The 23,104-nt window shown below is 72.1% G+C and carries 12 protein-coding genes; 1 reads left to right on the top strand and 11 read right to left on the bottom strand.

Translation table 11 applies throughout. The features are described 5' to 3' along the window. Positions 1-12: 12 nt before the first annotated feature. Positions 13-3,666 carry a glycosyl hydrolase gene (locus DZA62_RS25905; protein WP_198664195.1) on the bottom strand — a complete coding sequence of 1,218 codons (3,654 nt, stop codon included), beginning with the start codon at positions 3,664-3,666 and terminating at the stop codon, positions 13-15. Between the two features lie 458 nt (positions 3,667-4,124). Here DZA62_RS25905 and DZA62_RS25900 point away from each other — a divergent pair, with 458 nt between their 5' ends. Further along, on the top strand, positions 4,125-6,419 hold the full coding sequence (locus tag DZA62_RS25900) for a beta-galactosidase (protein ID WP_116951838.1): 2,295 nt from the start codon (positions 4,125-4,127) through the stop codon (positions 6,417-6,419). A 62-nt stretch (positions 6,420-6,481) separates the two neighbouring features. On the opposite strand, the gene DZA62_RS25895 is transcribed toward DZA62_RS25900, so the two are convergent. Genes DZA62_RS25895 through DZA62_RS25850 form a run of 10 tightly spaced genes read right to left on the bottom strand, consistent with a single transcriptional unit; the run spans position 6,482 to position 22,997 of the window. Further along, positions 6,482-8,410, bottom strand: coding sequence for a sialidase family protein (locus DZA62_RS25895; RefSeq protein ID WP_116951837.1), 1,929 nt, complete (start codon positions 8,408-8,410; stop codon positions 6,482-6,484). 33 nt (positions 8,411-8,443) lie between these two features. Beyond that, positions 8,444-10,591, bottom strand: coding sequence for a DUF6351 family protein (locus DZA62_RS25890; RefSeq protein ID WP_116951836.1), 2,148 nt, complete (start codon positions 10,589-10,591; stop codon positions 8,444-8,446). Further along, entirely contained in the window at positions 10,588-14,313 is a 3,726-nt protein-coding gene (locus tag DZA62_RS25885; RefSeq protein WP_157987914.1) for a glycosyl hydrolase, read from the bottom strand. The genes DZA62_RS25890 and DZA62_RS25885 overlap by 4 nt, the downstream gene beginning before the upstream one ends. A 14-nt stretch (positions 14,314-14,327) precedes the next feature. After that, the gene (locus tag DZA62_RS25880) at positions 14,328-14,951 is read right to left on the bottom strand and encodes a sialidase family protein (RefSeq protein ID WP_116951834.1); all 624 of its coding nucleotides are present in this window, start codon (positions 14,949-14,951) and stop codon (positions 14,328-14,330) included. 28 nt (positions 14,952-14,979) lie between these two features. Further along, positions 14,980-16,434, bottom strand: coding sequence for a sulfatase-like hydrolase/transferase (locus tag DZA62_RS25875; RefSeq protein ID WP_198664194.1), 1,455 nt, complete (start codon positions 16,432-16,434; stop codon positions 14,980-14,982). Between the two features lie 2 nt (positions 16,435-16,436). Beyond that, a complete protein-coding gene (locus tag DZA62_RS25870; RefSeq protein WP_116951833.1) occupies positions 16,437-17,369 on the bottom strand; it encodes a dihydrodipicolinate synthase family protein in 933 nt (310 codons plus the stop codon). 53 nt (positions 17,370-17,422) lie between these two features. Continuing rightward, positions 17,423-18,976: an ABC transporter substrate-binding protein gene (locus DZA62_RS25865; protein ID WP_116951832.1), complete on the bottom strand. Its 1,554-nt coding sequence runs from the start codon at positions 18,974-18,976 to the stop codon at positions 17,423-17,425. 35 nt (positions 18,977-19,011) lie between these two features. After that, complete coding sequence (locus tag DZA62_RS25860; RefSeq protein WP_116951831.1) at positions 19,012-19,959, bottom strand: ABC transporter permease; 948 nt, start codon at positions 19,957-19,959, stop codon at positions 19,012-19,014. Beyond that, a complete protein-coding gene (locus DZA62_RS25855) occupies positions 19,960-20,868 on the bottom strand; it encodes an ABC transporter permease (protein ID WP_116951830.1) in 909 nt (302 codons plus the stop codon). Further along, the gene (locus DZA62_RS25850) at positions 20,865-22,997 is read right to left on the bottom strand and encodes an ABC transporter ATP-binding protein (protein WP_116951829.1); all 2,133 of its coding nucleotides are present in this window, start codon (positions 22,995-22,997) and stop codon (positions 20,865-20,867) included. The genes DZA62_RS25855 and DZA62_RS25850 overlap by 4 nt, the downstream gene beginning before the upstream one ends. Positions 22,998-23,104 lie beyond the last annotated feature (107 nt).

The following is a 23,104-nucleotide window of genomic DNA, read 5'->3' as shown; positions in this document are numbered from 1 at the left end:
GCCGCGATCAGCTCACTCGGTGACCACGAGCTCGCTGATCTGCACATTGCGCGCCGGCCGCACCGGATCCCAGGTATCTGTGATCCGCAGTCGCAGATACCGGGCGGCGACCGGAGCGAACGTGGTGGTGCCACCGGCGGCGGGGTGATCGGCGACGGCGACGGACTGCCAGGACACACCGTCGCCCGAGACCTCGATGGTGTAGTCGCGAGGCCCGAGCTGCGACGCGCCGTCGGCTCGCCCGGCGACGGTCACCGTACTGAACGTCACCGGCGCGCCGAAGTCGAGCCCGAAGGTGGACGGGCTCTCGGGAGTCGGCCCGAGTCCCGCGGTCTTCCCCCACGACGCGTAGTACGACGTCGGCGAGCCGTCCACGGCCAGGTGCTCCGGGAAGCGGTCCTGGGCCGTGGTGGTCTCGGGCATGATCCTCGGGTATCGCGTCAGCTGGGTGTTGAGCGCGAGGTTCGTCGAGTGGGTCAGTGTCAGGTTCGCCGTCGCCTCCAGGCCGTCGTCGGCACGCGCGGTCACCGCGAGAGTGCTCGTGCCGGACTCGAGGCCGGCGTTGCGCACGGCGACGGGAACCGTCACGGAGCCGCCGGCCGGAATGGACGTGGCGACCCCCGGAGCCGTCGCGGTGACACCGTCCGCGCCGGTGGCGGTGAGCGTGGCGCTGACCGGACGGCCGGACGCATTGGTCACCAGCATCTCCGCCTCGTTGTAGCCGCCGTCGGCGACGGGCAGCGAGCGCTGCTGCGCCTCGACCGTCAGCACCGGGGCGGTGGCGGCGTACGGCGTGATGATCACCGGGCCGAGCAGTCCGTAGTCCATGCGTTCCCGGTCCCCGGTCTCGGTGCCGGGCGCGACTCTGACCGCGTTGAGCAGGGTCGACGCGACCCGCACCGTGATCGTGTTGTCGCCGGGACGTAGCCGGTCGCCGATGTCGACGTGGCCCGGGTCCATCTGGTTGACCGGCGGCAGCTCCCGGCCGTTGACGCTCACGCGGACCGTGTCGACGGCGGTGCCGAGATCGAGGTAGGCGCCGGTGACGCTCTCCCAGTCCGGGTCGAGCCGGAACTCGGCGGTGTAGGTGCCGATGCCCGCGACATCGGCCAGGTCCGGGCCGAGGTCGGACCAGGGCGGCAGCGCACCGTCCTCGGCGGCCGTGACGTCCACCGGCCCGATCGCCGTGTGTGCCGTGTCGCCGGGCAGGCCGCTCGGGCCCGGGGTCCAGCTGTCGACACTGAGCGACCAGTCCGTGAGCCGCAACGGCTGCGGCGCGGGGCCGGACGCTGCCGCGGGCGCCTCGTCGCGCGGCGTGACGCCGCGGAAGGTGGCGTCGCGACGCGGCGTGACGGCGATGATCTCGGCGTCATGGCCGGCCAGCCGCACGTCGACGGTGACGGTGCCCTGGCCCCTGCGGTAGTCCGAGATCGGGGTGATCTCGCCGGTCCAGGTGTCCAGCCGGTACGGCGTGCCCTCGCCGGTCAGGGTCACGGTCTGCGCCGTGGCGGTGGAGTGCTGGTTGAACAGGTAGTAGTAGTCGACGCCTTCGGCGCGGCGGCGCACGTCGAGGATCGCATCGGACGGCGTCGTGTGCGCGGCGGCCGCCGAGACGCCGGCGCGCTCCAGGGCCGCGGGCACGGCGCTCTCGTCGTCGACGCGAATGACGCCGGGCTGCCGGACCAGCTCGGCGATGACGGCGCGCAGGCGGACGTCCTGGTCGGGCCGGTAGCCGGGCGTGGTCCTGGGCAGGTCGCCCAGGATCACCACCGGCAGTCCACGCCGGACGTATCGCAGGAGGTCGTGGGCGGTGTCGAGCGGCATGGTCGTCTGGTCGTTGAGCAACAGGGCGTGGTAGGCCGAGGCGTCGGGGAAGAGCACGCCATTGCGGACCTTCGCGCCCTCGTCCCGCAACTGCGCCGGGCTCACGTACTCGTAGGTGTAGCCGGCGGCGGCGAGCGCGGACGAGCTGGGGATCAGCGTGGTTCCCGACATGCCGGTCAGGCCGAGGCCCAGGTCATGACGGTAGACGGCCAGGTCGAACGCCGGTTTGCCCTGGCGCAGCACCAGGTGCATGCGGGCCAGGTGGTCGTTCACCTGCCGATAGTCGGCCCAGCTCGGATCGCCCTTGGCACCGAACGCCGCGGAATAGGACGCGTTGCCGCCGTAGCTCATGCCCGGCCACAGCGTTTGCGGGCCATGGCCCGCCACACCGCGGCTGAGATAGGGGAAGCCGTGCCAGACGATCTGATTGACGCCTCCGGCGAAGCCCCGGTACACGGCCTGCAGGTTCGACTGGTCGGTCGCCTCGCCCACGGTGGCCCCCCAGATGTGCCCCCGGAACGCGCAGCACTCGTCGGAGACGACCGGCGCGCCCGAGAGGTGCGCGCCGGAGGCGATGACCTTGTAGTTCTGCACGTTGCTGTGGGCGCTGTCGTTCCGGCCGAAGGCCAGCGACTCCCCTTCGGGAACGTCGACGTGACCGGCCGCCTCGGAGGTGTCGATGGCTTCCCCGTAGGGCTGGACGCGGGTCTTCATCTGGTGCCCGTGCGCCCATTCGCGCAGCACGTCGAGCCGGTGGTCGATGTACAGGTCGCTCAAGGTCTGCCGGTAGTCGTGGCGCACGCGGTCACCCACACCGCCGGCGAAGTCGAAGAACGGCTCGCCCGGGAATCGTCCCGGCAGGCCGCCCTGTGCACCGGCTCCGGCGAGCGCCGGCAGCAGGCCGATCGGCGCATAGCCTCGGCGCGTGGTCCATTCCTCGACGAAGTCCGTGGTCCACTTCTGGCCGCCCAGCTCCAACGAGTCCTCGAAGAGCTCGGTGGTGCCCATCTCGTCCAGCAGCGATCGCACGTCCGGGGTCAGGATGGCGTCGTCGTAGAAGTCGGTACTCGCCCTGGCGCCCGCCTCGCTCAACGTGTCGAGCGAGTAGTTGTCGACCGTGGCGGTATAGCCGGACAGCAGGTGTCCGTTCGGGGTCTGGTAGAAGGCCATCAGCACGAAGGTGCTCTCGGTGTCGCCCGCGACGTCGATGCTCAGGTTGCCGGCCGCGTCCACCTGCGCGGTGACATCGACGACGCTGGACCGATCGAGCAACCGGCGCGACGGCTGACTCGCGCAGTCGGGATCCTCGCACCTCGCCACCAGCGCCGCGACGAGCGTCGTGTGCCCACCGTCCGGCGGTGCGGTGTCGTAGTTGGTGGGCAACGGCCCGGATCGTGACGCACCGCCGACGAGGAACTCGTGCGAGAAGACCAGTTTCTGAGCCGCGCGCGGATCGTTCACGTCCGAGACGGTCGGCACGGTCGTCGGCCAGCGCGGGCCGATGGAGAGGTCGAGGCTCAATCCGTTCGCCTGGGCCGCCGAGAGCATCGTCTCGACCTTGTCCGCCCAGAGTTCCGTTCCCCAGCCGTACGTGCTGAGGTGCGGGTTGTCGTAGTGGCCCGGACCGTTCGAGCGCTGCAGACTGACCTCTGCCCCGCCCGCGCCGATCTCCTTCAGCTGCTCCAGCTCGGCGATGAGCTGCTGGTCGTCGGTGAACGCCAGCGGCTGCCACCAGCGGTACTTCGGCCGGACCTCGTTCGGCGGATCGGCGAAGGTGTCCTGAGTGAGCAGCGGCGCAGCGGCCGGCGAGCCCTCAGGCGACACCGCGGGCGTGGCGGTCACACGACGGTCTCCGAAGACCTGCATCGCGGTGATCACCGTGATCACTGCCAACAGGCAGGCGACGGCGCGTAGGCGCCGTCTCGAGCGCGGGTGGGCGGGAGGCATCGGTTCGCTCCAATCACATCGCTGGAACTGGGCATGGCGCTGACCACTCACCCCTCTGGCGAAGGCCGCCGAGGTGAGTGGTCCAGCTCGGCCGGGCGGCGTCCTGGTGCCGCGTGCATCGACGAGCGCCCCTCGTTCCGGGCACCGCGATGCCCCGTGACCTGCTCGGGGACGGGCTTCACTCCAGGTCTTGACCGTTGAGGCACCGGCTTCTACTGTCTCGGACATCTGATGAATCTTCAAGACTTCGGATGCCATTGGTCTAGAACTCTGATGACTTGACTCGTGGCCGACGCATCATCGACCGGTGGTCATCCGGCCGCCTGGACGTTCGAGAAGGGACAGCCGCCGCGATGGACGACACGAACCCGACCCGACGGGCCTTCATCGGCGCGACGGCGGCATCCGCCGCGGCCGCCGCACTCCTCGGTCACGCGAGCCTCGCGTCCGCCGGCCGACCCGGGCAGCCGGCCCGCCGCACTCGCGTCAGCGTCGGTGTGCACCATGGCGCCCCGGCGATCATGCTCGGTGATCAGCCGCTTCCGGCGATCGCGTACATGACCTATCTCCCGCACCGGGGCCGGTACGACGACTTCGCCGGCGCCGGATATGGCGTCTACAGCGTGGCCTGCTACCTCGGCGATCGGGGGATCAACTCCACCAGCGGGATCAGGCCGTTCCGGCCCGGCATCTGGGTGGGGCCGGGCGAGTACGACTTCTCCGCGGTGGATGCCGACCTCGCGCGCGTGGTCGAGGCGCGGCCGGACGCACTCGTTCTGCTGAGGGTCAACCTCGATGTGCCCGCATGGTGGGAATCGCTCCACCCGGGCGAGCTCAGCGTGTCCGCGGACGGCGGCACACTGCGGCAGTCGTTCAGCTCGAACGTCTGGAAGGACCAGGCCGGGCAGACCCTCCTGGCGCTCATCCGGCACATCGCCGCGTCGCCGTACGCCGACAACCTCATCGCTTACCACCTGGGGGCGGGGCAGACCGAGGAGTGGATGTACCACGGCAACCGGGACCGGCTGCCCGACTACAGCGAGCCGCACCAGCGCGCCTTTCGCGCCTGGCTCCGCCGGACCTACACGTCAGACGCGACGTTGCGGGCCGCCTGGAACGACGCCGCCGTGTCGCTCGACACCGCCGCCGTTCCGGACGCGGCCGCACGCACCGGCGATCCGGCGAGACTCTTCCGCGACCCGGACACCGAGCAGCAGGTCATCGACTACTACCGGTTCCACTCGTACGCGGCCGCCGACGCGGTGGTCCACTTCTGCCGGACGGTCAAGGAGGAGGTCGGCGACTCCGCGCTCGCCGGCGCGTTCTACGGGTACGTCCTCGAGACCACCCACGTCGATGTAGGGCAGCATGCGCTCTACCACGTCCTCACGTCGCCCCACGTCGAGTTCCTCGCCAGCCCGAGCAGCTACCTGCGCCGTCAGGCGGGCCACGACTGGCCCTACTTCGGCCTCACCGACTCCGTGGCCCTGCACGGCAAGCTGTGGATGAACGAGGCCGATACCAGGACCCACCTGACGGAGGGCCTCTCGGTCGTCGCGCCGGAGATCAACCCCACCGGCTCGGAACCCGGCCCTTACGACACCTCGCTCTGGCTCGGCCCGGACGACCCGCGCATCACGATGTCACTGCTGAGGAACAACCTCGCCCGCGCGATCACCAACAACGCCGGGTTGTGGTGGTTCGACATGTGGGGCGGCTGGTACGACGACCCCGCCGTCATGGAGTTCATGGCCGTCGCCCGCACGCTCGTCGACGAGTCGCTCCGGGGCGACCGTCGCTCGACGGCCGACGTGGCGGTGTTCGTCGACGAGGCCAGCATGGCCCACTTCGGCTACAGCCGGAACCACAACCAGCAGTTCCTCTACGGTCAACGGCTCGAACTCGGCGCCATGGGCACGCCGTACGACATCTTCCAGTTCCGGGATCTGCTCGACGAGCGAACGCACCACTACTCGCTCTACGTCCTCCCCAACGCGATCAAGGTCGACCGCGAGCTGCGCCGGGTGATCCGCCGGCTGCGAGATCGTGGCAAGAGCTTCGTGTGGGGTCACGGGGCGGGCTGGTTCGGCGACGGCAACACGCCCGGTGCCGCGGGCGTGACCGACCTCACCGGCGTCGAGATGACGACCACCGAGCAGCAGGCACACCTGCGGGTGACGACCGTCGAGAGTGCGTCAGCGGCTCTCGCCGGCATCGCGCCGGGGACGACGTTCGGCACGACGAGCGCCGTTGGTGCTCCGCTGGTCCATCCGACCGGTGGCAACGGCGAACTGCTGGCCACTGTCGAGGGAACGCCGACACCGGGCGTCGTGCGGGTCGAGCACAGGCGCGGCGGTCACTCGACGTACTCGGTGGCGCCCAGGATCCCGGCCCGATTCCTTCGCAATGCGGCGAAGGAGGCCGGCGCGCATGTCTACGTCGACAACGACGACGTCGTCTACGCCAACCGCCGATTCGTCGCCCTGCACGCGATCTCTGACGGTCCGCGCACCATCCACCTGCCCACGAGGGCCACGACCGTCACCGACGCCTTCGGCGGCAGCCACGAACCGATCGCACGCCACACCGACACGGTCACGCTCCAGTGCCGGCAACACGAGACCTACCTGCTGCGTCTCGAGTCGTAGCCGGCAGTCGATCCGCCGTGGCGGCCCGGTGAACCGGCGCCGGGCCGCCACGGCGGCGGGTGTCACCGCGTGATCCGGTCCAGCGGGAGGTGGAGCACGGGCTCGGCGCCGGCCGGCGCGTTGCCGGCGGCCAGCGCCGCGATCTCGGCGGCGCCGAGTGCCTGGTCGAACATCCACACGTCGTCGACGGCGCCGTCCAGCGGGTTGTTGATGCCGTCGACGCGGGCACCGATCCTGATGCCGGTGAGCGGGCCGGCCGACACCGGCCCGGCGACCGGCGCGGACGACGCCTGCGGCACGCCGTCGACGTAGATCGTCACGGCTTCGTCGCTGCGGGTGAGGGCGACATGGTGCCACCGGCCGTCGGTGTAGTCGCCCGCCGCGGCCACGAACGTGTTCTCCGTGCCCGTGTTGACGTGGGCCCGGATCCGGCCGAGGTCCGGCTCCAGCCGGATCCACCACTTCGGGTCGACGTCGCGGTTGGAGTACGCCCACGCGATCGTCTGCAGGGCGGTGCTGCCGGTACGGAACCAGGCCGCGGCCGTGAACGGGCCGTCGCCGAACTCGAGGGCCGGGTCGACCGGGGTCTCGAGGTAGTCGCCGGCCAGCTCCAGACCCGAGCCGACGACGCCGCCGACCCGCCGGGGTGCGCCGCTGACCATGGCGTCGAGCCCGCTGCCGGACACGTCCGGGGTGGTCGCGGGCGGCGGCTCGGGAGTGTCCAGCGTCGGCACGATCACCCGGGCGAAGGTGATCCGCTGGTGATAGGTCTGCTCCGGGCGCTCGTGCAGCCGGTCGCCGGTCTCGTAGAGCACGCCGAGCATGCGCGCACGGCCGTGGCCGTCGATCTGCACGAGGTCGGAGTAGCCCGCCGGCCCCTCACTGACGACCGGGCCGCGGACCCAGCTGCCGGCGTCGTCGAAGCTGGACCACAGCGTCAGGTTCTCGCGCGCCGTCCGATGCCCGGGCGCGGCGAACACGAGCCGCTCGCGCCGGTCGGCCTCGCGCGACAGGCCCAGGATCGAACCCTGGACGACCGGCGCGACGAGGTCCGGGATCTCCTCGTACGGCCCGTCGAAGCTGGCCCCGCCATCGACGCTGCTGGTGCCGGCCCGGGCGCCGACGCTGGTCCCGTTCTGGTCGCGGGCGTTGAAGTACACGGTTCCGTCGCTCAGTTCCACGACGGTGTTCTCGTTCGGGTTCACCACCCCGTCGGGGACGGAGTCGACCCCGCCGAGGTGCCAGGTGGTTCCGCCGTCGTCGCTGTACAGCGAGTGCGCGCCGAACAGCCGGTCGTCCGTGCACGACAGGCTGGAGCCCGGCGGCGGCGCGACCGAGTGGTTGCCCGGTATGACGAGCCGGCCGGCGTGCTCGCCCTGGGTGATCTGGATCCCGTGCCCCGGGCCGCCGACGAAGTGCCGCCAGTCGGCCGGCTTGACGTCGGCGGTGATCTCCACCGGATCGGACCAGCTGGCGCCGTGGTCGTCGCTGTAGAGGACGAACGACCGGCGGGTCTGCTCGGCGTCCGCGCGCCCGCAGCGGATGTCGTTGCCCGACACGTCGCCACCGGCGCGGGTGACGTTGAGGACGATGCGCCCGGTCCGCTCGTCGACGATCGGGACGGGGTTGCCGAACTTGTTCCCCCCGTCGTCGGCGACCACCTGCAGCGGTCCCCAGGTCGCGCCGCCGTCGGCCGAGCGCTTGAGGACCAGGTCGATGTTCCCGTCGTCGCCGGGGTCGTCGACGCGGCCCTCGGCGAACGCCAGCAGGGTGCCGTCCTGAGCCTGGACGACGGCGGGGATGCGGAAGGTGTGATAGCCGTCCTCTCCCCGGCTGAAGACCGTGGTCTGCTCGATCGCTCGTGCCGGCGCGGCCTCGGCCGCCGCGGGCGACCAGGCCGTGCCGGACGGACCGGGAACGGCCGCCAGGGCGAGACCGGCCAGGCCGGTCAGCGCGAGCAGCCGGGTTCTGCGACGTGTCGTCGACGACATCGTGCTCCTTCTCTCGATGGATGAGGCAGTGCGTCAGAAGAACTGCCAGGTGCCGCGCGGCGGCCGCTGGCCGACTCCCGGCCGCGACCAGTCGCAGACACCCGACGGGAAGGTGGCCAGTAGCCGGCTGCGCTCGGTCTTGGTCAGGCCGACCGCGTAGTCGCTCCACTCGACCTCCTTGCGGCGGCACGCCACCACGTCGTCGGTGAGCGGGGCGCCGGCGACCAGCCGTGGGGTGGAGAAGGCGGGGTACAGCCGGCCGCACTCACCGGCGTTGTCCGCGGTGATCGGCTGGACGATCCTGCGCGGCTGGGCGTCGCGGCTCCAGCAGGCGTCGGCGAGCTCCGCCGGCCTGTTCCGGACCACCCGCTCGTGCGCGGGCAGTGCCGAGTCGTCGCCGGCCAGTGCGGTCAGCCACTGGTCCATGCTGCTCAGCGCGTACCGGAGGGTGGGACTGTTCAGGCTGAACCCTCCGTACCGGCTGTCCTCGACCAGGAAGACCTGGTTGTCCGCATCGCCGTTCGCCGCCTCCAGCCGCGCCCGGGTGGCGAAGCCGTGCGTCGCCATGTGGATGTCGCCGTTCGTCGCGTCCTCCGAGTACGCGCGATAGTCGATGATCGGCGTCGCGGCCAGGCCCAGTCCGCCGGACAGGATGCGCCCGGTGTCGTACGCGGCGCGCGTGGCGATGGGGTCGGCGACGGTGCGCCGCGCGGTCGGCCGGGCGTCCGCGTCCAGGCCCCCGATGCCCTCGTTGAGATCGAGGAACTGCTCCACGGTGATCGCGCCGGAGTTGAGCGCGACCAGCCCGTACTGCACCCCGACGTTGTCCAGCGGCCGCCGGGCGAACCCGGTGACCGGGTCGCGTCCGTACACGTTGACGGTGTGGTCGTAGACGTCCCCTCGCGCACCGCCGGGGTTGGTGTCCGCGTCGTAGCGCAGCGCGGCGGGCAGTTCCGCGGGGAACTCGGCGGCCGGGTCCAGCCGGTTCGCGCCGTCGCTGAGGTTGCCGATGCTCTGCCACCGCAGGAAGCCGGCGATCTGACGCTGCTGCTCCTGGCTGAACTCTGCCGGCGCGACCTCGGTGAAGTAGTGCTCCAGCAGCCGGGCGTCGAACAGGGTGAGGTTGGTCGCCGACGCGACGTCGGGAAAGCTGCGCCCGACCACGATGCCGTCGAGCAGGCCCGGGTAGTTGTCGGCGATCTGGTGGCTCTGGTAGGAGCCGCCCGAGGAGCCCCAGCCGATGGTGAACAGCGGCTCGCCGTGGCGTTCGACGAAGCGTTCCTTGACCATCATCATCGTCTCGGCGGCCAGCAGGTCGTTGCAGTTGTTGCCGAAGACGTTCAGCGACGCCGACGCGACCGCGTAGCCGCGGCCCAGCATCCACGGGTCCAGGACGCCGCCGGTGTCCGTGCCCTGGGTGTACCAGCCGCGCCGGCAGCCGCCGCCGAACGTGTAGATCAACCGGTCGTTCCAGCCGGGGCCGCGGCGGTCGAACGCGGGGTCCGGCGCGGCCGGGTCGTGCAGCACCGAGATCTGGTAGATCGCCCGGTTGAGCGTGCCGGTCTCGATCCGGATCAGGAACGGGACGGTGTCGCCGGTGAGGGTGGTCGTCCAGGCGAGGTCGGCGGGCCGCGTGGACGGATCGGGCAGCGGCCTCGTCTGCCCGGCGGTCGTGCGGTACGCGTAGTCGACCCGGGTGGCGGCCGAACAGTCGTCGTCGAGCGGGGCACCGAGTGTCGCGCCGCCGACCAGCCGGAACAGGTCGGTCGTGCAGGTGTACGGCGTCTGCTGCGGGCCGCTGATCACCGGGCCGGTGGCCGGGTGGTTCGTCACCACGAGCTGGTCGCGCTGCTGCCCGGCGGAAGCGACGAGGCGGTTCCGGCCGGGCCGCAGCCCGTCGACCAGGCCGGTGAGCGTGTGCGTGGCGGTGTCGGCGCGGAACGACCCGGTGACGTCGGCGCCGTCGAGGGTGAGCCGCACGTCGTCCAGCGGGGTGTCGTCCGGCACCTCGGCGGCGACCAGCACGTCGCCGGCGGTGACGAGCTCGGCCCGCGCCGACAGCGGCACGAGTCGCAGCTCGTCCGCCGCCGCGGCCGTCGCCGGCCCGCCCGGTTGCGCGGTGAGCACCGACGCGAGCACGGCGGCAGAGCCGATCGCGGCCAGTGCGGACCGGTGTCTCATCGGCGGCCTCCAGGCTCCGCGACCGCGTAGACCGAGAACTCGGCCAGCTGGGTGTTGAGACCGGGGCTGCTCGGATACCACCCCTGGGTGATGTGCAGCCGCACGTGGCGCGCCTGCGTCGGCGTGACCGCCGTGATGTTGAGGGCGCTGGACATCGGCGCATCCGTCACGGACGCCACGGTCGTCCACCGTTCGCCGTCCAGGGACGTCTGCACGTCGTAGGTCCGCGGCGCCCAGTTGCCACGTCCACTCGTCCCCACCGACCGCACCACGGCCGGAAGCCCGAGGTCCACGGCGACGAACTGGGGCCGCTCGGCGGTGGGCGCCTCTCCTGGCGTCTGACCGTTCGACGCCCAGAACGTCGACGTCTGCCCGTCGTTCAGGAACGACGGCGGACGCTGATACTGATAGCTCGATGCCCAGACGCTCGGGTACGGGCTCCCGGTCGTGTTGAGCGCCAGGTTGCCGGAATGGCGCAGCGCCACGTGCGCCTGTCCGCGGGCCCCGTTGGACGCCGCGACATCGATCAGCAGATCGGACGAGCCGGCCTCGTTCCCGCCGCTCAGGCTCACCGTCGTCGTCACCGCCGCCCGTGCCGGGACCGGCAGCCGCCGTCGCTCCGGTGCGGCGTCGACGCCGTCGCCGGCCGTCACGTCGACCGACACCACGACCGGCCGGGGCGAGTGGTTGACGATGCGGACGCGCGACCGGTTGGCGCCGCCGGCCGCCAGCGGCAGCTCGCGTTCGAGCGCCTCGACGGTCAGGGTGGGCTGCCGTGCGTCGACCGGGGTCAGCCGCACCGGGCCGAGCAGCCCGTAGTCCATGCGCGCACGGCCGGCCGCGCCGGTGCCCGGCGCCACCCGGACGGCGTTGAGCAGTGTCGACGCGACGCGCACCGTCATCGTGTTCTCGCCCGCCCGCAGCAGGTGGCCCACCTCGACGTGCCGAAGGTCCTGCGGGTCGAGCGCCGGGATCCTGGTCCCGTTCACGGTGACGGTCGCGGTGTCGACGACCTCGCCCAGGTCGAGCTGGGCCGTGCGCACGCCGGCCCACGAATCGTCCAGGGTGAACGTCGACGTGTAGGTCCCGACGCCGGACACATCGCCGAGGTCGACGTCGTAGCCCGTCGCCGGGGTGACGGCCGACCACGGCGGCAGCGCTCCGTGGTCGCCGGCGACCAGTGGCGTCACCGGGAGCTGCGTCCGGCCGGTGTCGCCCGGCAGCCCGGACTCGCCGCGGCTCCAGCTCTCGACCTGGAGAGTCCAGTCGTCCAGGACCACCGGGCCGAGCCCGTCGTTGCGGGCGTCGACGGGACCGGCGCCGGCGTCGGCCGGCGGGCGGAACGTCTCGTCGTCGCGCGTGGTCAACGCGATGACCCGGGTGTCGGCGGGTTCGAGGGCGACGTCGACGACCACGCCGTCAGCCGTCCGCCGGTAGTCGGTGAGCGGGGTGATCTCGCCGGTCCACGTGTCCAGCTCGTACGGCCGGCCGTCGCCGCTGAGCGTCACCTGCTGCTCGGTCGCCCACGATCGCTGGTTGAACAGGTAGTAGTAGTCGGCGACCGGGTCGGTGCGGCGCACGCTCAGCACGTCGGCAGAGGCGGTGGCGGGCGCGGCGGCCGGGCTCACGCCGAGACCGGCGAGCAGGTCCGGCACCGCGGCGAGGTCGGCGACCCGGTGCACGGCGGGCTGCTCGGTCAGCTCGGTCAGCACGCGACGCAGTTCGGCGTCCTGCGCCGCCGCGTCGCGGAAGCCCGGCGTCGCCGAGGGGAGGTCGCCCACGACGACGACCGGCAGGCCGTCCTCGGCCAGGTCGAGCAGGCGGCGCGCGGTGTCCACCGCCATCGTCGTCTGGTTCGCGAGGACGATCGCCCGGTAGCCGCCGGTCTCCGGGAACAGCCGCCCGTCCGCCACCCGAGCCGAGGGCAGCCGCAGGTGGGCCGGGCTGAGGTACTCGTAGGTGTAGCCCCGCTGCGCCAGCGGCGAGTCGCTCTCCAGCAGCGCACCCGGCCCGGTCAGCCGTGTCGCCGGCGAGCGCAGACCGAAGTCCTGCAGGTACAGCGCCACGTCGAAATCCGGCCGGCCCTGCCGTAGCACCAGTTGCAGCCGGCCCAGGTGGTCGTTGATCGCGCGGTAGTCCGTCCAGTTCGGGCCGCCCTTGGCGCCCCACGCCTCGGCGAACGAGGTGTTGCCGCCGTAGGACATGCCCGGCCACACCGCCTGGTCGGCCGTCCCCTCCCCCTTCGTCAGGTACGGGTAGCCGTGCCACACCACCTGTGTCACCCCGCCGGCGTAGCCGCGGTACACCGAGCGCAGGTTGGCCGGGTCACGCCAGCCGCCCGCGGTCGACGCCCAGACGCTCTCCCGGGCCGCGCAGCACTCGCTGGACACCACGGGTGTGCCGTTGAGGTGCGCCCCGACCGACACCAGGCGGTACGCCTCGATGTTGTCGTAGAAGACGAGCGACTCCCCTTCGGGCACGTCGACGTGGGTCGCGGCCTCCGGCGTGTCGATGGGCCCGCCGTAGGGCTGGCTGCGCAGCGACATGCCGCGCTCGTTCGCCCACTGCCGCAGCGGGCCGAGGCGGGCGTCGATGTACAGGTCGTTCCACGTCTGCCGGTAGTCGGTGCGGACCCGCGCGCCGCTGCCGTCGGTGAAGTCGAAGAACGCCGCGTCGGTCAGGCCGCTCGACCCGGCGCCGGCCAGCGCCGGGAGCACCGAGACGGGTGAGTAGCCGCGCCTCCGCTCCCACTCCTCGGCGAAGTCCCACGTCCACAGTTGTGACGCGCCCAGTTCGAGCGAGTCCTCGAAGAGGTCGACCCGGCCGACGGCGCCGAGCGCCTCGCGCACCGCGGGTGTGAGGATCGACGCGTCGTAGAACTCCGTCGTCGCCCGCACGCCCTGCTCGCTGAGGTGGTCGAGGACGTAGTTCCGCTTGGTCGTGGTGAAGTCGTTGCGTACCTGGCCAGCGGCGGTCTGGAAGAAGCCGATCAGCACGTACGTGTCGCCGGGGCCGCCCGGCACGTCGATGCCGAGCGTGCCGTCCTCCCCCACGGTCCCGGTGAGGTCACGCACGCTGTCCCGATCGAGCATCACGGTGCCGCTCTGGCTGTCGCACGCCGCGTCCGCGCAGCGTGCGAGCACCGCGGCGACCAGCGTGCGCTTCGCGCCAGTCGGGGGCCGAGGGCTGTAGTTGGCCGGCAGGGCGCCGTCGTACGTCGTGCCGCCCTGGACGAAGGCGTGCGAGAACACCAGTTGTTGCGACGCCCGTGGATCGTCGATGTCGGTGACCGTCGGGACGATCGCCGGCCACCGCGGACCGATGGTGAAGTCCAGGGCCAGGTCGAGCTCGTCCGCGGTCTCCAGCATCGTCCGGACCTTCCGCTCCCAGAGCGGCGAGCCCCAGCCGTACTCGGCGAGGAACTCGGGGTCCGACGCCCGGGGGCCGACGGCCGGGGTCGTCGCGACCTCGGCGCCGCCGGCGCCGATGGCCTGCACGTCGGCGAGCTCCGCGCTCAACTGCTCGTCCGAGGTGAAGGCCATCGGCATCCACCAGCGGTACTTCGGCCGCACCTGCGGCGGCGGGTCGGCGAACGTCGAGGCTGTCAGTACGGGAGCGAGCTCGGCGGAGGCCGGCGCGGCCGCCTCCGTCGAGGGCTCGGCGACCAGGACGCCTCCGATCAGCGACGCGACGACGGACGTCACGGCCAGGACAGCACGCATCGTGAGCACCTCTCTCAGGTGGCGGGCGGGACGACGGCGTTCATCGGCAGGTGGGCGGTGAGGCCCGGGATGCCGTTGGCGTTGCGGGTGCGCAGCCGGGTCAGCTCGGCGCCGGTGAGCGCCCGGTCGTACACGCGGAACTCGTCCAGCGCGCCGTGCAGCCGGTCCGCGCCGTCCAGCTGCGTGCCCAGCAGGACGATCGGGCCGTCCGGCGCGTCGGTCGGCGGTGCGCCCGGCAGCCGCCGGTACACCGCGGGGCCGGGGTTTCCACGCGTCGCCGGGGCCTGCGGATCGCCGGCCTCGCCACGGACCACCGTCTGCTCCGGCAGCCACTCGGTGGTGCCCGGCGGCAGCCGCCGGACCACTGTCCGGATGTGGGACTTGTCGGCACAGGTGTGCATCCGTCGCTCGGCGAAGGCCAGCAGCGAGCCGTCCGCCGCCTGGACGATCGCCGGGATGCGGTAGCACCCGGACGGCACGTTCGGGCTGCTGAACAGGACGGTGGTGCGGTCCTCGAACGGGTCCACGGTGGCGGCGCCGGACGACGCGGGGGCACTCTGCAGCGAGGTCAGCGCCGTGGCGCTCACGACGGCGGCGACCAGCGCCGCACGGAATCGGGTCGAACGATGAGTGGTCACGATCGTCGGGTCCTCTCTTCGTCGAGAGTCAGGGATCGGTGCGGTACCTCTCGACGGCGCCGGCGAACAGCTCCTGCCGCGCCGCCCGGTCGTCCCCGGTGACCACGCCGCGCTGCGGGGCGGCGTGGTCCAGGTAGGTGGGTGGCGTCGCGTCGTGCAGCGCCCACCGGGCGGCGGCCTCGCGAAGGTCGCGGTACGCGTCGTCGTGCGCGGGGTCGTCGACGACGTTCGTCAGCTCGTACGGGTCGGCGGCCAGGTCGAAGAGGGCGTCGCCGGCGACGTCGGACCAGAGCAGCTTGTGCCGTCCGGTCCGGATCATGCCCGCGACGCCGTGCCGGCGGTCCTCGGCGAGGACGGCGTCGTGCCCGGCCCCCGGATCGGTCAGGTCCGTGCCCGGCAACGGCGCCGGCGGTCGCAGGCCGCAGGTGGCCAGGACCGTCGGGGCGACGTCGATCAGCGAGACCAGCGCGTCGGAGACCTCGCCGGATCGCAGCTGCCCCGGGAACTTGACCAGCAGCGGCACCTTCACCACGGGGTCGTACATCGGCCCGTCCTTGAGCAGCAGGTGGTGGAAGCCGAGGTACTCGCCGTGGTCGGCCGTGAACACGATGAGGGTGTCGTCGTAGAGCCCTCGCCGGCGCAGCAGGTCGAGCAGGCGACCCACCTCGTGATCGAGGTGCGTGATGGTGGCGTAGTAGTGCGCCATGACCTGCCGCAGCCGCGGCAGGTCCAGCGGTTCGTAGTCGAAGTACTCCCGCTGGTGCCGCTGGTCGGCCGCCGGGATCGTGTCGGTCCAGCCGGGCAGGGGGGTCAGCTTCGCCGGGTCGTACGCATCGTCCCAGCCGGCGGGCGGGTCGAACGGGTGATGCGGCTTGACGAACGACACGTGCAGCAGCTGATCGCCGGCCTCGGTCCAGCCGGCGAGCACACGTCGGGCCCGCTCACCGATCCAGCTGGTCGAGTGCCACTCCTCCGGCAGGTTCGACCGGCCGGTGCCGTACGTGTCCCAGTAGGACGGCGGTGCGGTCGCGCGGAACTCGTGCTCCTGGTCGATCAGGTCGGTCACCGGCGCCAGCCCTGCCGCGGCCAGCTCCCGGTGATAGTCGTCGTCGTACCGGCCGGGACCGTCCTGCTCGGCCAGCTCCAGCTGGTCGTAGCCGACGTCGAGGTAGGTCGGCGTGAAGTGCATCTTGCCGACGGCGGCCGTGCGGTACCCCGCCCGCCGCAGCGCCCGCGGGAAGGTGTCGATGCCCGGCGCGAGGGTGCAGCGGTTCGTCCAGCCGCCGTGCTGACGGACGTGCAGCCCGGTCAGCAGCGAGTACCGCGACGGGGTACAGACCGGGAACGAGCAGTACGCCTCGCGGTGGCGCACGCCGTCACCGGCCAGCCGGTCCAGCTGCGGGGTCCGCACATCGGGGTTCCCGGCCACGCCGAGACAGTCCGCCCGGAACTGGTCGGCCTGGATGATCAGGACGTTCGTCACCGTCAGCGGCTCTCGCCGAGGAAGCCGAGCTCCGTCACCTCGGCGCGCAGCACGGCCAGCTGCTCCGGGCCGGGCGACACCAGCGGCGGGCGGCACCCGCCGCAGTCGACACCGGTCAGCGCGCCGAGCGCCTTGAAGCCGGCCAGTTCCCCGCCGTACCGCGACGCGGTGTCGATGACCTGCTGCGCCAGCTGCTGGGCGGCTCGTGCCTGCTCCAGCTCACCACGGGCGGCGTGCTCGAGCAGCCGCCGGAACAGCGGACCGGCGAAGTTGTACACCGACCCGATGGCCGCCCGCGCGCCCCACTGCCACGCGGCGAGCACCAGCTTGGCGACGCCGACGAACACCTCGTGGTCCGCGCCGGCGAGGTGCAGGCAGCGTTGCAGGTCGACCATGTCGTTGTGGGCGAACTTGACGCCGGCGAACGTCGGGATCCTCTCCCGGGCGACCACGAGCACGTCGCTGGCCCGCAGGTCGACCCCGGTCATCGAGGGGATGTGGTAATAGGTGAACGGCAGCGTCGGCGCGGCGTCGGCGATGGCGGCGCAGGCGTCGACCAGCGCCGCCACCGTGTCCGGACGGTGGAAGTAGGGCGCGACCGACGAGATCGCCCGCGCGCCCACGGACTCGGCGTGCGCCGCCAGCCGGCGGGCCTCGGTGAGGCTGGCGTGGCCCACGTGGACGATGACGTCGAGCCGTCCGTCCGCGACCTCGCACCACCGCTCGGCCAGCGCCATCCGTTCCGCCGTCGAGAGCGAGGCGCCCTCACCGGCGGTGCCCCCGATGTAGGCCGCCGCGGAACCCCACCCGAGCAGGGCGTCGGCCTGCTTCGCCACGGTGTCGAGGTCGACCTCGCCGGTCTCGGTGAAGGGGGTGAACACGGCGGTGAGCAGCGCCATGTCGGGGCCGTCGGTGGAGTAGCGCAACCCGGTCATGTGGTTCCTTTCTCGTCGCCCGTCTGCGGACGGGCGCAGGTGCCTGCGGCAGGTCAGCCCTTGGTCTGGGTGAGGTCGACGAAGTCGCGGGAGTCGGTGACCAGCCCGGTGATGCGCTTGTCCAGCGCGAACAGGGACGGCACGGTCGAGATGCCGATCGCCCACGCCTCGTCGGCGAGGGTGCTGTTCAGCGCGGCGTAGGCGGCCTCCTGGTCCTCGGGCGTCATCGCCGATCCGGCCGCGGCCACGGCGGCGACGTAGGCCGGCGGCACGTTGGGGCCGAACGTGGTGTTCGCCTCGGTGGTCAGCATCTGCCGGCCGCGGGCGATCAGCGACGGGCTCTGCAGGTTGTTCGGCTGGAAGGCGACGGTGCACTGCAGCTCGCTGGCGAACAGCGCCTCGAGGTAGGCCGCCTCCTCCTGCGGGGCGATCTCCAGGTCGAAACCGATCTTCTTCAGGTCCGCCTGGATGATCTCGAGCGACTGGACCGACGGGCTCCCCGACGTCACGCCCGCGACGGCGTTGCGCACGTCGCCGGACTGCTCCAGCAGGGCCGCGGCGGCGTCCAGGTCGAACGCGCCCGTGTCGAGGTAGGCCGGGTCGAACGCGGGCGAGGACGGCATGAAGGCCGTGTAGACCGGGTCGCCGATGCCGAAGTTGACCTGCTCGATGATGCGGTCGCGATCGATCGCCAGCGCGAGCGCCTGTCGCAGGAGCTTGTTGTCGAAGGGCGGGATGACGGCGTTCATGAAGAACAGCGACATCCGGCCGTTGCCCTCCACCAGCGTGAACCGGTCGCGCAGCCGGTCGGCGTGGCGGAACCCGATGTAGGCGGCTCCGTCGACCGAGCCCGATTCCAGCCCGGCGATCAACGCGTCCTCGTCGGTGAAGAAGCGGTACTCCACCTCGTCCAGGTACGGCATGCCGGAGTCCCAGAAGTCGGGGTTCTTCTCCAGCACGAGGCGCTGGTCGCGCCGGAAGTCGGCCAGCCGGAACGGGCCGGAGCCGGCCGGCTCGTGCTCCAGCTGCGCCGGGGTGTTGCTGGCCGCCAGCACCAGCGGAAAGGCGAACATCCAGTCGAGTACCAGCGACTCGGGGGTGGGTTGCTTGAAGTCCAGCCGCACGGTCCGCTCGTCGACCGCCGTCGCCGCGGCGATGAACGCGGTCGGCTGGGCGAGGGTGAACGCGGCGTCCGGATCCTGGGCCCGCTGGACACCGGCCACGACGTCGGCGGAGGTGACCGGTTCCCCCGAATGGAAGGTCGCCTGGCGGAGCGTGATGGTCACCGACGCGTGGTCGGGCGCGAACTCCCACTTCTCGGCCCCGGCCGGGGTGGGCTCGTACGTGCCGTCCGGCGGGTAGTCGAGCAGGTACGTGTAGAAGGAGTGGATGTGGATGTCGGTGTTGGTGAGATAGGGATCGAACTGCATGATCTTCGTCGTGCCGAGCGTGATCTTGCCGGTCCCGTCGCCACCCGTGCTCTCGCCGCTCCCGGAACCACAGGCGCTGAGCAGGGGCGCGCCGGCGATCGCGCCGGCCGCGAGGAACCCGGCCCGCAACAGCGTGCGGCGGGCGATCAGGCGGGACTGAATCGGCGAAACGGGCATGGTGATGCCTCCCGAGGATCAGGACGGGGTGGAGCTCAGGTCAGCCGGATACGGGGATCGAGGACGGCGTAGAACACGTCGACCAGGAGGTTGAGCAGCAGGAACGTGGCCACGACGAACAGCACGCCGCCTTGCACGAGGGCGTAGTCGCGTTCGCCGATCGCGGTGTAGAGCAGCCGCCCCAGTCCGGGATAGTTGAAGACGGCTTCGATGACGACGGTGCCTCCGAGGAAGCTGCCGAGCTGGAGCCCCACGATGGTGACGGTGGGCAACGACGCGTTCCGCAGGGCATGGCGACGGATCACGTCGCGTTCGGGAACGCCCTTGGCGCGGGCGGTGCGGATGTAGTCCTTGCCCATGACCTCGCCCAGTGACGTGGCGAGGAAGCGGGCGGTGACGCTGGAGGTGTGCACGGCGATGGCGACCGCCGGCAGGATCGTGGCGGTCACGGCGCCGGCCGGGTCGCGCCAGATCGGCACGAAATCGCTCGCCGCGGGCAGCCACTGCAACTGCACGGCCAGCACGATGATCAACAGCAGGCCGAGCCAGAACGTCGGCACCGCGAGGCCCGCGGTGAGGTAGCCCTGCAGCACCCGGCCGGCCACCGAGTGCGGCCGCAGCGCCACCACGATGCCCACCGGCACCGCGATGAGCAGGGTCAGGGTCATCGCGAACCCGGCCAGCTGGATCGTCGCGGGGATCCGGTCGAGCAGCTCGCGGACCACCGGCTGGCCGGAGTAGTACGAGGCGCCCAGGTCGCCGCCGACGGCGTGGCCGATCCACGAGAGGTACTGCTGGACGATCGAGCCGTCGAGGCCGAGGCGGGCGCGGGTCGCGGCCAGCTCGGACTCGCTCGCGTCGGAGCCGAGTAGCACCGTCGCCGGGTCGCCGGGCAGGGCGAACGTGAAGGCCCAGACCGCGATGGAGCCGAGCACCAGCACCACGGCGAACTGCAGCAGCCGGCGAACCAGGTGACCGTACATCTAGACCGCACCTCCGCTCGTGACGCGTGTCCCCAGGTGCTGGCTGCCGCCGCTCACCGCCAGTTGCAGGCCTCGCCCGATCCGGTCGAGGCAGAACACGGTGGCGACCAGGCACAGCCCGGGGAACAGCCCGTAGCTCGGGCTCTGGTACAGGTACGAGCGCGCGTCCTGGAGCATGCCGCCCCACGACGGCGCCGGCGGCGGGGTGCCCAGGCCGAGGAAGGCCAGGCCCGCCTCGACCACGACCGCCATCGATGCCGTGACGACGACCTGGATGACGATCGGGCCGAGCACGTTCGGCAGCACCGTGCGCAGCATCGTGTCCGGCGTGCTCGCGCCCATGCCGCGTGCTGCCAGCACGAAGTCGCGGTCGCGGATGCCGAGCGTGGCCACCCGGGTGAGCCGGGCGAACTCCGGCACCGCACCGATGCCGATGGCGAGGATCAGGTTGAACCGGCCGGGGCCCAGCACCACGATCATGACCAGTGCGAGCAGGATCCCCGGCACCGCGAGCAACAGATCGACCAGCCGCATCGCGACCGCGTCGACCCACCGTCCCAGGTAACCGGCGAGCAGGCCCAGCGGCACCCCGATGCCCGCGCCCACCGCGGCGGCACCGGCGGCGGCGATGAGCGAGGCGCGTGCGCCGTAGATCAGGCGCGACAGGATGTCGCGGCCGAGCTGGTCGGTGCCGAGCAGGTGCGCGCCGGACGGGCCGAGCAGCGGCTCGCCGTCCTGCGCGGCCGGGTCGAACGGGGCGACCAGCGGCGCCAGCAGCGCGACCGCGACCAGCAGCAGCAGCCCTGCCGCCCCGACGACGGCCGACCGGGACCGGGCGAACCGGCGCAGGGCCGCCAGTCGCCGGCGCCCTGCCGGCGCGGAGGTGGGCGGGTTCGGCGCCGCGCTCATCGGGCCGCCTCCGGCGTCAGGTCGGCCGTCTCGTCGGCGAGGTGACAGGCGGTGTGTCCGCCGGCCACGAGCCGCAGCGGAGGTTCCTTCTCGGCGCAGATGGCGACCGCGATCGGGCAGCGGGTCCGGAACCGGCAGCCCGACGGCGGGTCCACCGGGCTCGGGACGTCGCCGCCCAGCGGCACCCGCCGCCGATCGGCCCGGCCGACGGGATCGGGTACCGGCACCGACGCCAGCAGTGCCCGCGTGTACGGGTGGCGCGGGTCGTCGTACACCCGCCGCACCGACCCGGACTCCACGATCCGGCCCAGGTACATCACCGCCACCTCGTCGGCGACCTGCCGGATCACGGCGAGATCGTGGCTGACGAACAGGTACGCCATCGCGGATTCGCGCTGCAGGTCGGCGAGCAGGTTCAGCACCTGCGCCTGCACGGACACGTCCAGCGCCGACACCGGCTCGTCGAGGATCAGCAGCCCCGGCCGGGACGCCAGCGCACGCGCGATCGCGACTCGCTGGCGCTGGCCGCCGGAGAACTCCGACGGCAGCCGGTCCGCGTGCTCGGTGCGCAGACCCACCCGCGCGAACAGGTCGGCGACCTGGCTCCTGCGCTTGGCGTAGGGCAGGCCTTGCAGCCGCAACGGCTCGGCGACGTTGTCACCGACGCTCAGCCGGGGGTTCAGCGAGGCGTACGGGTCCTGGAACACCATCTGCGCACTGCGCCGGATCTGGCGCAGCTGGGACCGGCCCGCCGCGCCGACGTCACGGCCGTCGACCAGGATCCGGCCGCCGGTCGGTTCGACGAGACGCAGGACCAGCCGCGCGAGCGTGGTCTTGCCGCAGCCGGACTCCCCGACGAGGCCGAGCGTGCGCCCGGCCGGGACCCGAAGCGACACCCCGTCCACCGCATGCACCCAGGCCGACGGGCGGGCGAGCACGCCGGAGCGCACGGGGAACCGCGCCACGGCCTGCTGGACGTCGAGCACGGGCGAGCCCGCGGCCGCGTCGCCGCCGCTCACGGATGCCGTGGTGTCGCCCGGGCTGTCCGCCCGGGTGAGCAGCGCCGCCGCCTCGTCCGGGAAGTGGCAGGCGCTCACGCCGGCGCCGTCCGGGCCGGGCCGCGCCTCGGGCCGCTGCTCGGTGCACACCGACCGGCCCTGCGAGATCGGGCACCGGGGCGCGAAGGCGCAGCCCGGCGGCAGTTCGCTCGGGTCCGGCGGCTGGCCGGGGATCGGGAGCAGCCGCCGGGCCGCGGTGTCGAGCCGCGGCAGTGCGCCGAGCAGTGCGGCGGTGTAGGGGTGCCGCGGCCGGGTGAAGATCTGGGTGACTTCGCCGGACTCCACGATCCGGCCGCCGTAGGTCACGCTGACGCGGTCGGCGGTCTCGGCGACCACGCCCAGGTCGTGGGTGATCAGCACCACCCCGGCGCCGGTCTCCTCGCGCGCCACCCGCAGCAGATCCAGGATCTGCGCCTGCACACTGACGTCCAGCGCCGTCGTGGGCTCGTCGGCGATCAGCACCTTCGGGCGGTTGGCGATCGCCATCGCGATCATCACCCGCTGGCACATGCCGCCGGAGAACTGGTGCGGGTACTGGTCGTAGCGGGCGTCCGCGTGCGGCACGCCGACCATGTCGAGCAGTTCCACGACCCGGACCCGCGCCGCCGCGGCGGTCAGGGCCCGGTCGTGCACCCGCAGCGCCTCGGCGATCTGGTGGCCGACCCGCTGGACGGGGTTCAGCGCGGAGATCGCGTCCTGGAAGATCATGGCGACGTCGCGCCCGAGGCGTCGTCGCAGTTCCACCTCGGGCAGGGTGAGCAGGTCGACGCCACCGAGCAGGGCCTGCCCGGACACCCGGCGCAGGTTCGGCGTCCTCAGCAGCCCCAGCGCGGCGAGCACCGACACGCTCTTGCCCGAGCCGGTCTCCCCCACGACGCTGAGCGTCTCGCCGCCGAAGACGTCGTAGCTCATCCCGTCGACCGCACGGACGACGCCGGCCGGCGTGGTGAACTCCACGACCAGGTCGCGCAGGCTCAGGACCGGCTGGCCGGCGCCGCGATCCGCCGCGGGCGTGAGAGCACTGTGGACGGTCCCGCCCCGGGTCGCGCCATCGAGGGCTCCACCAGACACCGACGACCTCCTTGTCGCTCCACGCGGAGTGCATTACTGCAAGATGTCCTACAGTTTTCGCAACCGTAGAGTCGGCGCTTGATCGTGTCAAGGGTCGCAAGATATCC

The sequence above is a fragment of the Jiangella endophytica genome, from assembly GCF_003427025.1.
In the GTDB taxonomy this organism is placed as follows: Bacteria; Actinomycetota; Actinomycetes; order Jiangellales; family Jiangellaceae; genus Jiangella; species Jiangella endophytica.
Note: the sequence above shows the minus strand (reverse complement) of the source record. Positions and strands in the feature narration are given on the sequence as shown.

What these genes read in the sequence shown, in the direction of transcription:
- DZA62_RS25870 (WP_116951833.1), bottom strand. Translation starts at nt 17,369, where the DNA reads ATGACCGGGTTGCGCTACTCCACCGACGGCCCCGACATGGCGCTGCTC.
- DZA62_RS25885 (WP_157987914.1), bottom strand. Translation starts at nt 14,313, where the DNA reads ATGCGTGCTGTCCTGGCCGTGACGTCCGTCGTCGCGTCGCTGATCGGA.
- DZA62_RS25865 (WP_116951832.1), bottom strand. Translation starts at nt 18,976, where the DNA reads ATGCCCGTTTCGCCGATTCAGTCCCGCCTGATCGCCCGCCGCACGCTG.
- DZA62_RS25895 (WP_116951837.1), bottom strand. Translation starts at nt 8,410, where the DNA reads ATGTCGTCGACGACACGTCGCAGAACCCGGCTGCTCGCGCTGACCGGC.
- DZA62_RS25890 (WP_116951836.1), bottom strand. Translation starts at nt 10,591, where the DNA reads ATGAGACACCGGTCCGCACTGGCCGCGATCGGCTCTGCCGCCGTGCTC.
- DZA62_RS25855 (WP_116951830.1), bottom strand. Translation starts at nt 20,868, where the DNA reads ATGAGCGCGGCGCCGAACCCGCCCACCTCCGCGCCGGCAGGGCGCCGG.
- DZA62_RS25860 (WP_116951831.1), bottom strand. Translation starts at nt 19,959, where the DNA reads ATGTACGGTCACCTGGTTCGCCGGCTGCTGCAGTTCGCCGTGGTGCTG.
- DZA62_RS25900 (WP_116951838.1), top strand. Translation starts at nt 4,125, where the DNA reads ATGGACGACACGAACCCGACCCGACGGGCCTTCATCGGCGCGACGGCG.